At 47.4% G+C, this 12870-nt stretch carries 16 protein-coding genes and 1 other RNA gene; 13 read left to right on the forward strand and 4 right to left on the reverse strand.

Features of this window, described 5'->3' with window-relative positions:
• Nucleotides 1-64: 64 nt before the first annotated feature.
• Nucleotides 65-520, reverse strand: coding sequence for an SsrA-binding protein SmpB (gene smpB, locus Q0V82_RS01490; protein WP_221022451.1), 456 nt, complete (start codon nucleotides 518-520; stop codon nucleotides 65-67).
• Between the two features lie 38 nt (nucleotides 521-558).
• On the opposite strand from smpB, the gene Q0V82_RS01495 reads away from it, so the two are divergent.
• From Q0V82_RS01495 to Q0V82_RS01520, 6 genes are all read left to right on the forward strand, one after another.
• Nucleotides 559-1536 carry an asparaginase gene (locus Q0V82_RS01495; protein ID WP_297572097.1) on the forward strand — a complete coding sequence of 326 codons (978 nt, stop codon included), beginning with the start codon at nucleotides 559-561 and terminating at the stop codon, nucleotides 1534-1536.
• A gap of 39 nt (nucleotides 1537-1575) precedes the next feature.
• Nucleotides 1576-1673, forward strand: an RNA gene (gene ffs / locus Q0V82_RS01500) — signal recognition particle sRNA small type.
• Nucleotides 1674-1902: 229 nt separating this feature from the next.
• Nucleotides 1903-2445, forward strand: a complete 543-nt coding sequence (locus Q0V82_RS01505; protein WP_297572098.1) for a septation protein A — start codon at nucleotides 1903-1905, stop codon at nucleotides 2443-2445.
• A 25-nt stretch (nucleotides 2446-2470) separates the two neighbouring features.
• Nucleotides 2471-2773, forward strand: a complete 303-nt coding sequence (locus Q0V82_RS01510; protein ID WP_226763571.1) for a YciI family protein — start codon at nucleotides 2471-2473, stop codon at nucleotides 2771-2773.
• A 9-nt stretch (nucleotides 2774-2782) separates the two neighbouring features.
• A complete protein-coding gene (locus tag Q0V82_RS01515) occupies nucleotides 2783-3049 on the forward strand; it encodes a BolA family transcriptional regulator (RefSeq protein ID WP_297572099.1) in 267 nt (88 codons plus the stop codon).
• A gap of 36 nt (nucleotides 3050-3085) precedes the next feature.
• Nucleotides 3086-3874, forward strand: a complete 789-nt coding sequence (locus Q0V82_RS01520) for a peptidylprolyl isomerase (protein WP_297572100.1) — start codon at nucleotides 3086-3088, stop codon at nucleotides 3872-3874.
• A gap of 57 nt (nucleotides 3875-3931) precedes the next feature.
• On the opposite strand, the gene Q0V82_RS01525 is transcribed toward Q0V82_RS01520, so the two are convergent.
• Entirely contained in the window at nucleotides 3932-4276 is a 345-nt protein-coding gene (locus Q0V82_RS01525) for a helix-hairpin-helix domain-containing protein (RefSeq protein ID WP_297572102.1), read from the reverse strand.
• A gap of 119 nt (nucleotides 4277-4395) precedes the next feature.
• On the opposite strand from Q0V82_RS01525, the gene hpnC reads away from it, so the two are divergent.
• The 4 genes from hpnC to Q0V82_RS01545 all read left to right on the forward strand — a co-directional run bounded on the left by hpnC (nucleotide 4396) and on the right by Q0V82_RS01545 (nucleotide 8552).
• Nucleotides 4396-5250, forward strand: a complete 855-nt coding sequence (gene hpnC, locus Q0V82_RS01530; protein WP_297572104.1) for a squalene synthase HpnC — start codon at nucleotides 4396-4398, stop codon at nucleotides 5248-5250.
• The gene (locus Q0V82_RS01535) at nucleotides 5247-5831 is read left to right on the forward strand and encodes a thermonuclease family protein (protein WP_297572105.1); all 585 of its coding nucleotides are present in this window, start codon (nucleotides 5247-5249) and stop codon (nucleotides 5829-5831) included. The genes hpnC and Q0V82_RS01535 overlap by 4 nt, the downstream gene beginning before the upstream one ends.
• A 304-nt stretch (nucleotides 5832-6135) precedes the next feature.
• Entirely contained in the window at nucleotides 6136-7269 is a 1134-nt protein-coding gene (locus tag Q0V82_RS01540; protein ID WP_297572107.1) for a tetratricopeptide repeat protein, read from the forward strand.
• Between the two features lie 8 nt (nucleotides 7270-7277).
• Nucleotides 7278-8552 (forward strand): murein L,D-transpeptidase family protein, encoded by a 1275-nt coding sequence (locus Q0V82_RS01545; RefSeq protein WP_297572108.1) that lies wholly within the window; start codon nucleotides 7278-7280, stop codon nucleotides 8550-8552.
• Nucleotides 8553-8669: 117 nt separating this feature from the next.
• Here the strand turns inward: Q0V82_RS01545 and fabG are convergent, their stop codons facing one another.
• Both fabG and Q0V82_RS01555 read right to left on the reverse strand, forming a co-directional pair.
• A complete protein-coding gene (gene fabG, locus Q0V82_RS01550) occupies nucleotides 8670-9410 on the reverse strand; it encodes a 3-oxoacyl-ACP reductase FabG (RefSeq protein ID WP_297572109.1) in 741 nt (246 codons plus the stop codon).
• Nucleotides 9411-9513: 103 nt separating this feature from the next.
• Nucleotides 9514-9813, reverse strand: coding sequence for a DUF3579 domain-containing protein (locus Q0V82_RS01555; protein ID WP_374758513.1), 300 nt, complete (start codon nucleotides 9811-9813; stop codon nucleotides 9514-9516).
• 210 nt (nucleotides 9814-10023) lie between these two features.
• Between Q0V82_RS01555 and argF the strand changes: the two genes are divergently transcribed.
• The 3 genes from argF to Q0V82_RS01570 are packed head-to-tail and all read left to right on the forward strand — an operon-like array spanning nucleotide 10024 to nucleotide 12829.
• Nucleotides 10024-10938 carry an ornithine carbamoyltransferase gene (gene argF / locus Q0V82_RS01560; protein WP_297572110.1) on the forward strand — a complete coding sequence of 305 codons (915 nt, stop codon included), beginning with the start codon at nucleotides 10024-10026 and terminating at the stop codon, nucleotides 10936-10938.
• Nucleotides 10939-11562 (forward strand): leucine efflux protein LeuE, encoded by a 624-nt coding sequence (gene leuE, locus Q0V82_RS01565; RefSeq protein WP_297572111.1) that lies wholly within the window; start codon nucleotides 10939-10941, stop codon nucleotides 11560-11562.
• A 43-nt stretch (nucleotides 11563-11605) separates the two neighbouring features.
• Nucleotides 11606-12829 carry an argininosuccinate synthase gene (locus Q0V82_RS01570; RefSeq protein ID WP_297572112.1) on the forward strand — a complete coding sequence of 408 codons (1224 nt, stop codon included), beginning with the start codon at nucleotides 11606-11608 and terminating at the stop codon, nucleotides 12827-12829.
• Nucleotides 12830-12870 lie beyond the last annotated feature (41 nt).

A 12870-nucleotide genomic window follows, 5' to 3' on the forward strand; every position in this document is an offset into this window, starting at 1 on the left:
TTAAGTACGCAAAAAGCTAAAAAGCCGAATATGTACATTCGGCTTTTTAGTTTCTCAAAGTCAATCAGCCTTGTTTGGTCGCATCACGGACAATCCTGGCTTTTTCTCGTACCCATTCACGATCTTTTTCTGCTTGGCGTTTATCGTGTTGTTTTTTACCTTTTGCTAAACCGATCTCCACTTTGATAAAGCCATTTTTAAGGTGCATATTGATCGGCACCACGGTATAACCTGAGCGATCCACTTTCATCGCCAGCTTATCGATTTCGCGTTGCTTGAGTAATAATTTGCGCGTACGGACTACATCCGGAACAACATGCGATGACGCATTCAGTAGCGGTGAAATATGGCAACCAAACAAATAAAAATCGCCATTTTTATGGATCACATAAGCTTCTTTGATTTGCACGCGGCCAGCTCGAATGGATTTCACTTCCCATCCTTCGAGCATAATGCCCGCTTCTAGCTTTTCTTCAATAAAGAAGTCGTGAAACGCCTTACGATTATCGACGATAACCATGATGCGTCTCCTGTACGGAAAAAAGAAAGGATTCTAGCATGCCCGCGCAACACAAAGCACCTCAACGCATTCTTTGCCTCTATACCGGCGGCACCATAGGCTGCGTGCCGACGCCTTTAGGTTTAGCACCTAAAGCAGGTATTTTACGCCCAGTGATTGCCGACTTACTTACGCAAGAGAACAACCTAGGCATTACACTGACTTTACGCGAATACGCTGAGGCGCTCGACTCATCGAGCATGCAACCGGCGGATTGGCTAAGAATCGCCCAAGATATTAACGCGGCCTACCATCAATTTGATGGATTCATTATTTTGCATGGCACGGATACTTTAGCCTGGACCGCGGCAGCATTGCACTGGCAACTGAGTCAAATCGACAAACCCGTGGTCATCACCGGTTCACAGCGCCCGTGGCTTGAAATGGGGAGCGATGCACCGACTAATTTTCAACGGGCACTTGAGGCAGTACAAAGTCAACGCCACGCGGTGATGGTGGCATTTGACGAATTCTTACTTCCGGCCTACGCCGTAAAAAAACTCGACGCCGATGCCGATGCCGCATTTGCCGCCCCCAATTGGCAAGGGGAGTGGCCAAGCATTAAGCCCGGTAAATATCAGTTTTGCCCAGTCGATCCAAGCTTAAACATTCTCAGCATTAAGCTTTACCCAGGCTGTGAGACTTGGTTAGCTTCCAGCATAAATACGCAGGTATTTGCTGCTATCGCCATAGAAACCTATGGCAGTGGCAATATACCCAATCATTTTTTATTAAAAAGCGCCCTAAAAAATGCGGTTCAAGCAAACAGCCTAATTATAAATTGCAGCCAGTGTATTCAAGGTCAAGTGCGCCAAGGGCATTACGCCGCAGGTAGTTTCTTACAAGAAATCAACGCATTAGCTGCAGGTCGTTTAACCATAGAGGCCGCTACAACTTGGCTTTACACAGCACTAGCAAAAAAAACAGACCATGATTCATTGCGTCAGGCATGGCAAACTGCAACACATATGGTATAGTTGCGCCCTATCGTTATTTTGCATGCCAAAATACTCGACGGCGGGCCTCCCCGCATAGCTAGAAGGTGAACTTGGTCAGGTCCGGAAGGAAGCAGCCACAGCTTTTGATGCTAGTGCCGGGGGTCGGGCTCGCCACCTCACCCATACGCTTTTGCCAAATTAACAATCAAAGTCCGCCAGACTTTGATCGACATCAACGCACGCCTTTACGAAAAAAAACATAATGGGTTTCGCAAGCTGATGCTTCGTGTATCTCCAGTGGTATTTTAGCGCCATTCACCAAAAACGGTTGAATGGCGTTTTTTTCACCTTGAATCCCTGCCCACTCCCCTGCATAATCGCGCAAATCCATTTTGGGCGCACAGCATGAAATTTCTTTTTGATCTATTTCCTATCCTGTTGTTTTTCGGCGCTTATAGCTACACCAACGATATTTTTCTCGCCACGGGTGTCACCATTGCCGCCACTTTTGCACAAGTAGCCTACAGCTGGATTCGTCATCGACATGTCGACAAAATGCTGTGGATGAGCTTGGTATTGATTACCGTCATGGGCGGCCTCACCATCGTCTTTCACAACAAACAATTTATTATGTGGAAGCCAACCGTTTTATATTGGTTATTTACTCTGGTACTCGTTGGCGCTTGGCATCTGAAGCAAAACAATTTAATTGAAAAACTGATGGGCGCACAAATGAATTTACCGCGTCCGATTTGGACGCGATTAATGTACGCTTGGGCCTTGTTTTTTCTCGCGATGGGCGCACTTAATATCTTCGTATTTCATAGCTTTGACGAAGCCATTTGGGTTAAATTTAAAGTGTTTGGCACCTTGGTACTCACGCTGGTTTTTGTCGTGGCACAAAGTGTTTATTTGTCCAAACATATTCAGCCCGAAGAAAAAGATTAATTAAGCCACCGCAAGGATTGTTTAAATGCCTTTATACGCCATCATCGGAACCGACAAAGCGGACTCACTCGCCGATCGACTTGCCGTTCGGCCAGCGCATTTAGCACGCATGGAATTACTTAAAGCTGAAGGTCGTTTAGTCCTCGCAGGTCCATTCCCCGCCATTGACAGTGTGGATCCGGGACCCGCAGGCTTTAGTGGCAGCTTAATTGTGGCTGAGTTTGAATGCCTGACAGATGCCAAAACATGGGCGTCAGCTGATCCATATGTAACGAATGGAATTTTTACCGACGTGTCAGTGAAACCCTTCCGACATGTACTACCCTAAGAGTCTGGTATGATAAGCATTACCGAAGAAATCCGCCTGCGTTTAGCTGTGCTAGAGCCCGAAAACCTTGATATTTTCGACGATAGTTCAGCGCATGCAGGACATGCCGGAGCCGCCAATGGCGGCGGTCATTTTGAAGTGACCATCGTTTCACCTGTATTTGCGGGTAAGAAATCGCTACAGAGGCACCGTATGGTGTACCAGTATTTAGCTGACTTAATTCCAACACAAATACATGCACTCAGTATTCGAGCGTTAACGCCGGATGAATTTTAAAATAGAATTAGCCGACTCATAGAGGAAACACTGCACATGTTTAAAGTAAACCGTTTGGTTTTGGCAATTGCCGCAGCCACTCTAAGCACTAGCGTTTTTGCCGCGCCTGCCGGCACTTTAGCCACAGTGAATGGCGTTGCTATTCCAAACAGCAAAGCGGAGCTATTCATTAAAGAATTAACCGCGCGTGGCCAAAAAGACACGCCAGAATTGCGTGCGCAAGTGAAAGATGAACTCATTAAAAATGAAGTAATCTATCAAAATGCATTGAAAAAAGATCTGGCAAAAAACCCAGAAGTTCAAACGCAAATGGATATGATGAAACAGCGGATTTTGATCGGCGCTGATATTAATGCATTCGTGAAAGCCAACCCAATCACAGACTCTGAATTACGCAAAGAATACGACAAAATTAAAGTCAATTTTGCTAGCAAAGAATTCAAAGCACGCCATATCTTGGTACCCACTGAAGCCGAAGCCAATGCCATTGTTGCTGACTTGAAAAAAGGCAAAAAATTCGATGAATTGGCTAAAGCCAAATCAATCGACAAAGGCAGCGCAACCAATGGCGGCGATTTAGGCTGGGCTAACCCAAACAATTTCGTTAAAGAATTTGGTACGGCATTAGCGGCTTTGCCAAAAGGCAAAATGACTGACAAACCTGTTAAAACCCAATTTGGTTACCACATCATCAAGCTGGATGATGTGCGTGAAGCCAAGGGCCCAAGCTTTGAAGAAGCCAAAGGCGAGTTGATGCAGCAAATGCAAGCACAACAAGTGCAAAACTATGTCAACGAATTGGTTAAAAAAGCCAAAGTCGATTAAGCATTGAAAGGCAAAAAAAAACCGGATCAATGATCCGGTTTTTTATTTATCGTGAATTTATTTTTTAACTGGCGCACTGGCTTTCATTGGCATACTGGCTTTCATGGTTTTATCCATTTTAGCGGGTGCAGCAGGCGCGGCCATTTTGCCACCAACTGAAATCTCACCTTTGATTTTAGTGTAAGTGCCTTCTTTAATACCAGGCACTTTCATCACGTCTTCTGCTGCTTTAAAAGGCCCATTTTTAGTACGAAAATCAATAATGTCCTTGGCTTTACTCGGGCCAATTCCTGTTAATGCTTCCAATTGCGCTTGGTTTGCCGTATTTAAATCAACCGCTGCCAAAGCCATGCTCATCAAAGCAAAACTAGCCAATACCGCAAGAATAAGTTTTTTCAGCATCATCTAATCCCAATCAAGTTTAAAAAATACCAACATTGCGTATCATGCGATACGTGTGGCAACTATAGCAGGCCATCTCAATAATTCCATATTTTGTCAGCCAGCAACAAGGAAACCGTATGAAGGGCATCACCTCGCAACACACCGTTGAGCATTATGAGAATTTCCCAGTGGGTTCTTTTTTGCTACCAAAGCAATATCGCCCGGCGGTGGCGGTGGTGTATCACGTGGCCCGTTATGCGGATGATCTGGCCGATGAAGGCCATGCCAGTGCCAGCGAGCGCCTCGCTGCGCTTGATGAATGCAGTGCAGAACTACAGCGAATTGAACGCGGCGAGACGGCGCTGACGGCACGATTTCAAGCGCTCGCCCCAGTCGCACAGCGCTACCGAATTCCATTACAACTGTTTGAAGACTTGTTTTGTGCTTTTCGCCAAGATGTGGTTAAAAATCGCTACCAAAATTTTGGTGAAGTCATCGATTACTGCCGCCGCTCAGCCAATCCAGTCGGGCGTATCTTGCTGCATATTTTTGATCAAACTGATGCACGCCAATTGGCTTTGTCTGACGGAATTTGTTCGGCACTGCAGCTGGTCAATTTTTGGCAAGACGTGGCCATTGATTGGCAAAAAGATCGAGTTTATTTACCGCAAGACGACTTACTTCGCTTTGCCGTGACTGAGCAAGATTTAGCCAATGGCATTGCCACACCCGCCTTCAAACAATTAATGCACTTTCAATGCGATCGGACTCGACGTATGCTGCGCGCCGGCTCACCGCTGGGCGTGCAATTACCGGGTCGAGTCGGCTTAGAAATTCGCACCATCGTCCTGGCCGCAGATCGGGTTTTAAGTAAAATACACACCGCACAATACGATGTATTTAATGCCCGACCCACCCTCAGCCGAGGCGATTGGCCGGCTATTTTATGGCAAGCGCTCAAGACCGGAATCACCAAAAAAACCGCCACATGAAACAAAAAAATCAACGCGCCTTAATCCATTTATTGACTGCTCGCTCATGGCCCGCACGCATTTCAGCCATCGTCATTCTGAGCATTGCCGCCTTCAGTTGGTGGAATGAACGCAGTGTTACGCCTGGCCAGCTGGCAAAAGGCAGCACCATCGAAGGCCAAGTGGTTGCGGTGGCCGACGGCGACACCATCACGCTACTGGATGCCAATCAGCAGCAATATAAATTACGTTTGGCCTATATCGATGCGCCCGAAAAGGCGATGCCTTTTGGTCAAGCCGCCAAAACGAATTTATCTGACTTGGTATTTAAGCAAAATATCAGCGCACACATTGATGATGTTGATCGCTACGGACGAGGTGTCGCCAGAATTAGTAAAAATCAACAAGATATTAATTTGGCACAAGTGAACTCAGGCTTTGCTTGGCACTACACGACCTACGCCAAAAAAGCTCAATCCGCAGCCGACTTTGCTGACTACGCCAACGCCCAGCAAGCAGCAAAATCCGCACGACTCGGTTTATGGCAAGACCCACAAGCAATGCCACCATGGGATTGGCGTAAAGCCAAGCGGAGTGAATGAGGTATTGCCAGCTAGCCAATATTAAATATTACATCTAGAGCAATACCCATTGTGAAAAACACAATAATGACAATCACACACGACATCAGTATCTTGCTGCATCACAGAGAAGGAAAACACCTGAGCAAGCGACAGCTCGCCGCTTTAAAACGTCCATACACAATGACAGTGACCGCTCAAATTTCGCAGCATTGTGAAATAACACCTGTAACGTCGTTGTCGCTCAGTTCAGCAAGGCCAAATCACTAAATATTTGGTAGAATTGCGCCAAATTTATCGTTGGTCCTCACCGCCTGGAATCAAAATGTCTGTAGCTCGTATTACTTTCGCCGCTGTTTTTTCTGTGATGACCTGCATGGCCTATGCCGGTGAAGCGGAAGATCTGCAGCAACTCTTACGTGCACGACAATTTGCGCAAGCGGTAGAGCGTGCGGATAAGTTTCTCGCCAAAACCCCGAAAGACGCGCAAGTTCGATTTTTACGTGCCATTGCATTAACCGAAATGGGTCGCAACGAAGAAGCCATCAAGGCGTTTAATAAACTGTCTGAAGACTATCCACACCTGCCTGAGCCTTACAATAATCTCGCAGTGCTATACGCCAATACCAAGCAATTTGACAAAGCCCGCACTGCATTGCAAATGGCGATTCAAACCAATCCAAGTTACGCCATCGCTCATGAAAACATGGGTGATTTGTATGCCCGCCTCGCCTCGCAAGCATATGACAAAGCATTGCAAATCGAGAACAGCAATTCGCAGCTACAAACCAAACTCAAATTAGTTGGCACCCTATTTAATCCAAATCAAGCCCCGGCAACGCGAGTCGCTGCGGCACAAACGACAACCATACCATTAGCAGCAAAAGTGCTGCCTGCGGCCAACAAACCCCAAGTGAGCGCGCCGACCAATATTGGCATTATTACGCCACAACCAACGCTACCTGCGATTGTGCCGACTAAAACCGCTACGCCAAAAGCAACAGCCACGGCACTGGCCAGCATCAGCCCAACAGTAGCGCCAAAGAGCACCCCAACTGCAACGCCAAAGAGCACACCAACGACAACACCCAAGGCAACCAGTACGCCTAACGCAGACAAAGAACAGCAACAGCAAGTCATTGCCAGCGTAGAAGACTGGGCCAATGCATGGAGCAAGCAAAACGTTGGCGCTTACGTCAATAGCTACGCCAAAGCATTCAAAGCCCCAGGTGGACGTGCGGCGTGGGAGAAAGACCGTCAAAGCAAAATTGCCGGCCCCAAATCGATTGAGGTCAAAGTCAGTCGCGTCAAAGTCAGTATGCTTGACGAAAACAATGCCAAAGTCACACTACGTCAATCGTATAAATCAGATCGCTTGTCTAGCAACACCACCAAAACACTCCTCATGCAAAAAAGTGGCAACCGTTGGTTGATTCTTGACGAACGGATTGGCGGATAAAAATCAGCATGTTACGTTTATCTCCTTGGACCAAGCGTCTATTGTGCTTGGCGGCATTACTTTGCTTAGCGCCTGCCGCCACGCCGCGCTTTTTTGAATTTAGTGATGCGCCGTTCGAGCTGAGCAGCGAAGCAAAAGGCGTGGCGCATACCGGTAGTCACGAAGAACGAATCATCGCCGCACTCGATGCCATTCGCAGTGGCAATATGGCCGATGCCCGCGCTACGGTCGACGCGCTGATTGCCGAGCAACCCAATTATCGTCTGGCCCAATTATTACGTGCCGACCTTTACGCCATGCGCGTGATGCCGCTATCGACCATCGGCGGCGGCGTCGCTAGCGCACCGAGCAATGTGCTGGACGATTTACGCAAAGAAGCCTTGGTGCGAATCGCCCACCGCAATGACAAAATGGATGCTGATCGCTTACCGGCCAATATTGTCGCTTTTGCGCCGCAGCAAAAATTTGCCATTCTGATCGATGCCGCTACCTCTCGGCTGTATGTTTTTGCCAATGACAATGGACGCCCCAAACGCATCAAAGATCATTACGTCACCGTGGGCTTATTGGGCGTTGATAAAAAAGTTGAGGGCGACCAACGCTCGCCACTTGGCGTTTACTTCGTTACCAGCCACCTTCCTCGCGAACAGCTGGATAAAACCTATGGTTCACTGGCTGACTTATATGGTGTTGGTGCTTGGCCGATTTCTTACCCAAACGAGCTCGATCGCAGTCAAAGCCGCACCGGACACGGCATCTGGCTGCATGGCAGCCCAGCAGCCACGTATGCTCGAGCACCACAAGCCTCCAATGGCTGCGTCGTGCTGACTAACGAAGAAATGCTCGATGTGGCCCAATACCTACAACCGGGCAATACGCCGGTGATCTCAGTGCCAGCTATCCAATGGGTGAGTGCGACGCAATGGCAGCAACAACACAATGCCGGACTAGCCCTACTTGCGCAATGGAAAAACAGCTGGCAAGCACTCGACACCCCACAATATTTGAACTTCTATTCGACTGACTTTCGCAGTGGAGAAGGACAAAATCTCGCCATGTGGCGCGAACAAAAAACCGCAGTCAATACCGGAAAAACCTGGAGCAAAATTCAGCTCGAGGATGTCTCTATTTTTGCCGCAGGCCCTCAAGCCAGTCAAATGGTCGCAAGCTTTAATCAAGACTACCGCAGTAACAACTTAAACAATCGAATGAAAAAACGCGTGTATTGGCAGCAAGATGCCGCAGGCTGGAAAATCGTTTGGGAAGGCAACGCTCTAAATTAGTAGTAAGCGCTCATTAAGGGTATTGCTTCAAAGCCCATACCCAAAATAGCTTACAGATATATACCCAATAAAAAACCCGCAATACATCGCGGGTTTTTTATTGGGTCACATAAAGACTTACAAGGTCAAGCCACCGGTCACTTCAATCACTGCGCCATTAATATAACTGGCCTCATCCGACGCTAAAAATGCGTAGACGTTAGCAATTTCAGCAGGCTGCGCCAAACGGCGCATAGGGACTTTTTCTTCCATCGCTTGAATGACTTTTTCTGGCATCGCATTCAAAATCGGCGTTGCCACAAAACCAGGGCAAATGGCATTGGCACGAATGCCTTTTTTACCGAGCTCTTTAGCCCATGTTTTTACAAAGCCAATGACGCCAAATTTAGAAGCGGCATAATTGGTTTGGCCAAAATTACCGTAAATCCCCACCACTGACGATGCATTGAGAATCACGCCAGATTGTTGCTCAATCATGGTATCAACGACCGCTTTCGTGCAGTTGTAGACACCCTTTAAATTAATATCAATCACCCGATCAAACTGATCTTCAGTCATCTTAAATAACTGCGCATCCATAACGATGCCCGCATTATTCACCAAGACGTCAATCCGCTGATACTTGTCCTTCACGGCAGCAACCATCGCAGCAATCGTATCAGTTTTGGTGACATCGACCACAAAACCAACCGCATCAGCGCCGCTCGCAGTTAACGCGGCAACCACCGCGGCAACGCCAGCTTGATTGACATCACACACGACCACTTTTGCGCCTTCAGCGGCAAATTTAATCGCCGTAGCTTCGCCGATACCGCTCGCAGAGCCCGTGATGATCGCCACTTTATCTTTCAATCTCATAACATACCCCTACACGCTGTCAGATACCCATACGGGCTACATCTGCAGCATAGAACAAATGCTGCATCGCAACAACCGGTTTACGTCGATTGAATGTCTTGCGTCAGAGATCACTATCTTGAATTAAGGAACGACAGTCGACCACCCGCAAATCATTATCGCGGGCAAACGTCATAATAAATTCAAAGACCCGTGGATCGATTTTTTCTAATTGCTTATCAACCGCCACACAGCGCACATTGTTATGCACCATAGGTCGAACAAACGGGGCGTAAGACAGCTTTTGATCAACACCAAAAGTGGAGAGGATGCCTGAGAGACGCTCAGCCCAATCACTGGGGCGAAATTCACGCCCGTTGCTGGTAATGCCTTGAATAATGATTTCGTAGGGATTGCAGATCATGGGGCGGGTGCTTTATTTAATTCGAGAACTGACATCAGTATAACACTCCACTTAGAGTCCAGCGCATGAAAATGTAGCCCCCTTCTGAATAAGTACACAGCCAACAGATCCAGTAAATGACTTGCCTATATAGGGCAAAACATTGAATAATGTTCGTTTTTTCAGCCATTTGGTCACCCGCTTTAAGCGAATCGACCAGGACAAAATCTGATGCGCCACTACCTTAAGTTTAGCGATTTTACTTTAGAAGAATATCAATACTTATTTGAACGCACGGCAAAACTAAAAGCCCGTCTCAAATCAGGCGCACTCTACCAACCTTTACCGGGCAAGGTATTGGGGATGATTTTCGAAAAATCATCCACTCGTACCCGAGTCTCTTTTGAAGCCGGCATGTATCAGCTGGGTGGTCATGCGATGTTTTTACAATCAAAAGACACGCAACTCGGCCGTGGTGAACCCATCGAAGACGTCGCCAAAGTCATGAGCCGAATGGTGGATATCGTCATGGTTAGAACGTTCGAGCAAAGCATTATTGATCGCTTTGCCGAAAACTCACTGGTGCCGGTCATTAATGGCTTAACCAATGAATACCATCCTTGCCAAATCATGGCCGATATCTTCACTTATATCGAACATCATGGCCCAATTGAAGGCAAAACGGTTTGTTGGATTGGTGACAGTAATAATATCAGCCGCACTTGGCTACAAGCGGCAAAAATCTTTAACTTCAAGCTCAATTTAGCCTGCCCACGCGGCTATGAAATGACCGTCCTTGACGGTGAAAGCTATAGCACGATCAATTTCGAAACCTTTAATGATCCTTACTTAGCTGCGATTGGTGCTGACATTGTGACCACCGACGTATGTACGTCGATGGGTTATGAGCGCGAAACACTACAGCGTAAAAAAGATTTTATTAATTACAAAGTTTCCGAAAGCTTAATGCAGCAAGCCAAGCCCAACGCGCTATTTATGCATTGCTTACCAGCGCATCGTGGCGAAGAAGTCGACCCCGAAGTGATTGATGGACCGCAATCGGTGGTTTGGCAAGAGGCAGAAAATCGCATGCATACCCAAAAAGCGGTGATTGAATTCTTGCTACTGGGTCGTGTGGACGACTAAATGCTAGGCATCACGGATCTTTGGGCGTATGTATTGGGGACGGTACTGATTATTTTAGTGCCTGGCCCCAACTCACTGTTTGCACTGACCATGGCCAGCACCCGTGGTCGTAAGGCGGGCTTTGCGGCTGCAGCGGGCATTGTGGTGGGTGATTTAATTTTAATGCTGGCGGCCAGTTTAGGGGTTGCTTCTTTAATGAAGGCCAACCCGATTGCCTTTGATATCGTGCGTTATTTAGGCGCTGCTTATCTGACGTATATCGGTATACGCGCTTTATTTTTTAAGTCTCAGACAGATACCCCTGAGGCTAGTCGCCCTCAGCACTCGGCAAAAAAAGCCTTTCGCTCAGCGCTCGGTATTTCATTGGTGAATGTCAAAGCGATTTTATTTTTTATGGCGTTTTTTCCGCAGTTCGTGAACCCCAACTACCCACACGTTTGGCATACTTTTGCCGCGCTCGGGCTCATCGTGCAATTGGTCAGCATCAGCTATTTGACCACTTTAATCTTGGTTGGCAGCAGCCTAGCACGCCGACTTTCAGCTAAAATCTGGCTGAAAACCGTATTGAATAAATTAGTAGGCACTTTGTTTGTCAGCTTTGGGCTGCGCTTGGCACTGAACTGATTGAGCAATTATCTTTCTTGAACTAAAGACTAAGGCAATATGTATGTCCGATATTAATAAAGTAGTTCTCGCTTATTCCGGCGGCCTTGATACTTCTGTGATTTTGAAATGGCTGCAAGACACTTATCAATGTGAAGTCGTCACCTTTACTGCCGATCTTGGCCAAGGTGAAGAGCTAGAACCTGCCCGCCAAAAAGCACTGCAATTTGGGATTAAGCCAGAAAATATTTTTATCGATGACTTACGCGAAGAATTCGTGCGTGACTTTGTTTTCCCAATGTTCCGTGCCAACACCGTGTACGAAGGCGAATACCTACTTGGCACTTCAATTGCCCGTCCATTGATCGCCAAACGCCAAATTGAAATCGCCAATCAAACCAACGCCGATGCGGTATCGCATGGCGCAACCGGCAAAGGCAATGATCAAGTTCGTTTCGAATTGGGTTACTACGGCTTGAAACCCGACGTTAAAGTGATTGCGCCTTGGCGTGAATGGGATTTGTTGTCACGCGAAAAACTGCTGGCCTACGCAGAAAAACACCATATCCCAGTGGATATGAAGCACCAAAACGGCGGCGCGCCCTACTCAATGGATGCCAACCTATTACACATCAGCTTTGAGGGCCGTCACCTCGAAAACCCATCGGCTGAAGCAGAAGAAACCATGTGGCGCTGGAGTGTCAGTCCAGAAGCTGCGCCAGATGCTGCTGAATACCTCGATGTAGAGTTTGAAAAAGGCGACATCGTGGCACTCAATGGCGTGCGTATGTCACCAGCAACCGTACTAACCAAACTCAATGAACTCGGCGGCAAGCATGGCATTGGCCGTTTGGACTTGGTTGAAAACCGCTACGTCGGTATGAAATCACGCGGTTGCTACGAAACACCCGGTGGCACCATCATTTTGAAAGCGCATCGCGCGATTGAATCGATCACGCTCGACCGTGAAGTGGCGCACTTGAAAGACGACTTAATGCCGCGTTATGCCAGCATGATTTACAACGGCTTCTGGTGGGCCCCAGAGCGTAAAGTATTGCAAACACTGATCGATGCCACACAAACCACCGTCAACGGCTGGGTTCGCATCAAGCTCTATAAAGGCAATGTGATTGTGGTGAGTCGCGACTCAAAAACTAATTCGCTATTTGATATGAATATCGCGACTTTTGATGATGATGGCGGCGCTTATAATCAAGTCGATGCCGGCGGCTTTATTAAACTAAATGCCTTGCGGATGCGAATTGCGGGCCGTTTAAATCAAAAATAAGCTCGTCGCCTACACCGTGCTTTCTTTAAACAAAGCACGGC

The sequence above is a fragment of the uncultured Deefgea sp. genome (assembly GCF_947072475.1).
GTDB lineage: Bacteria > Pseudomonadota > Gammaproteobacteria > Burkholderiales > Chitinibacteraceae > Deefgea.

Bases quoted from the DNA above. Each gene is read 5' to 3' on its own strand.
- smpB (WP_221022451.1), bottom strand. From the start codon at position 520: ATGGTTATCGTCGATAATCGTAAGGCGTTTCACGACTTCTTTATTGAA.
- Q0V82_RS01495 (WP_297572097.1), top strand. From the start codon at position 559: ATGCCCGCGCAACACAAAGCACCTCAACGCATTCTTTGCCTCTATACC.
- Q0V82_RS01505 (WP_297572098.1), top strand. From the start codon at position 1,903: ATGAAATTTCTTTTTGATCTATTTCCTATCCTGTTGTTTTTCGGCGCT.
- Q0V82_RS01510 (WP_226763571.1), top strand. From the start codon at position 2,471: ATGCCTTTATACGCCATCATCGGAACCGACAAAGCGGACTCACTCGCC.
- Q0V82_RS01515 (WP_297572099.1), top strand. From the start codon at position 2,783: ATGATAAGCATTACCGAAGAAATCCGCCTGCGTTTAGCTGTGCTAGAG.
- Q0V82_RS01520 (WP_297572100.1), top strand. From the start codon at position 3,086: ATGTTTAAAGTAAACCGTTTGGTTTTGGCAATTGCCGCAGCCACTCTA.
- Q0V82_RS01525 (WP_297572102.1), bottom strand. From the start codon at position 4,276: ATGCTGAAAAAACTTATTCTTGCGGTATTGGCTAGTTTTGCTTTGATG.
- hpnC (WP_297572104.1), top strand. From the start codon at position 4,396: ATGAAGGGCATCACCTCGCAACACACCGTTGAGCATTATGAGAATTTC.
- Q0V82_RS01535 (WP_297572105.1), top strand. From the start codon at position 5,247: ATGAAACAAAAAAATCAACGCGCCTTAATCCATTTATTGACTGCTCGC.
- Q0V82_RS01540 (WP_297572107.1), top strand. From the start codon at position 6,136: ATGTCTGTAGCTCGTATTACTTTCGCCGCTGTTTTTTCTGTGATGACC.
- Q0V82_RS01545 (WP_297572108.1), top strand. From the start codon at position 7,278: ATGTTACGTTTATCTCCTTGGACCAAGCGTCTATTGTGCTTGGCGGCA.
- fabG (WP_297572109.1), bottom strand. From the start codon at position 9,410: ATGAGATTGAAAGATAAAGTGGCGATCATCACGGGCTCTGCGAGCGGT.
- Q0V82_RS01555 (WP_374758513.1), bottom strand. From the start codon at position 9,813: ATGATCTGCAATCCCTACGAAATCATTATTCAAGGCATTACCAGCAAC.
- argF (WP_297572110.1), top strand. From the start codon at position 10,024: ATGCGCCACTACCTTAAGTTTAGCGATTTTACTTTAGAAGAATATCAA.
- leuE (WP_297572111.1), top strand. From the start codon at position 10,939: ATGCTAGGCATCACGGATCTTTGGGCGTATGTATTGGGGACGGTACTG.
- Q0V82_RS01570 (WP_297572112.1), top strand. From the start codon at position 11,606: ATGTCCGATATTAATAAAGTAGTTCTCGCTTATTCCGGCGGCCTTGAT.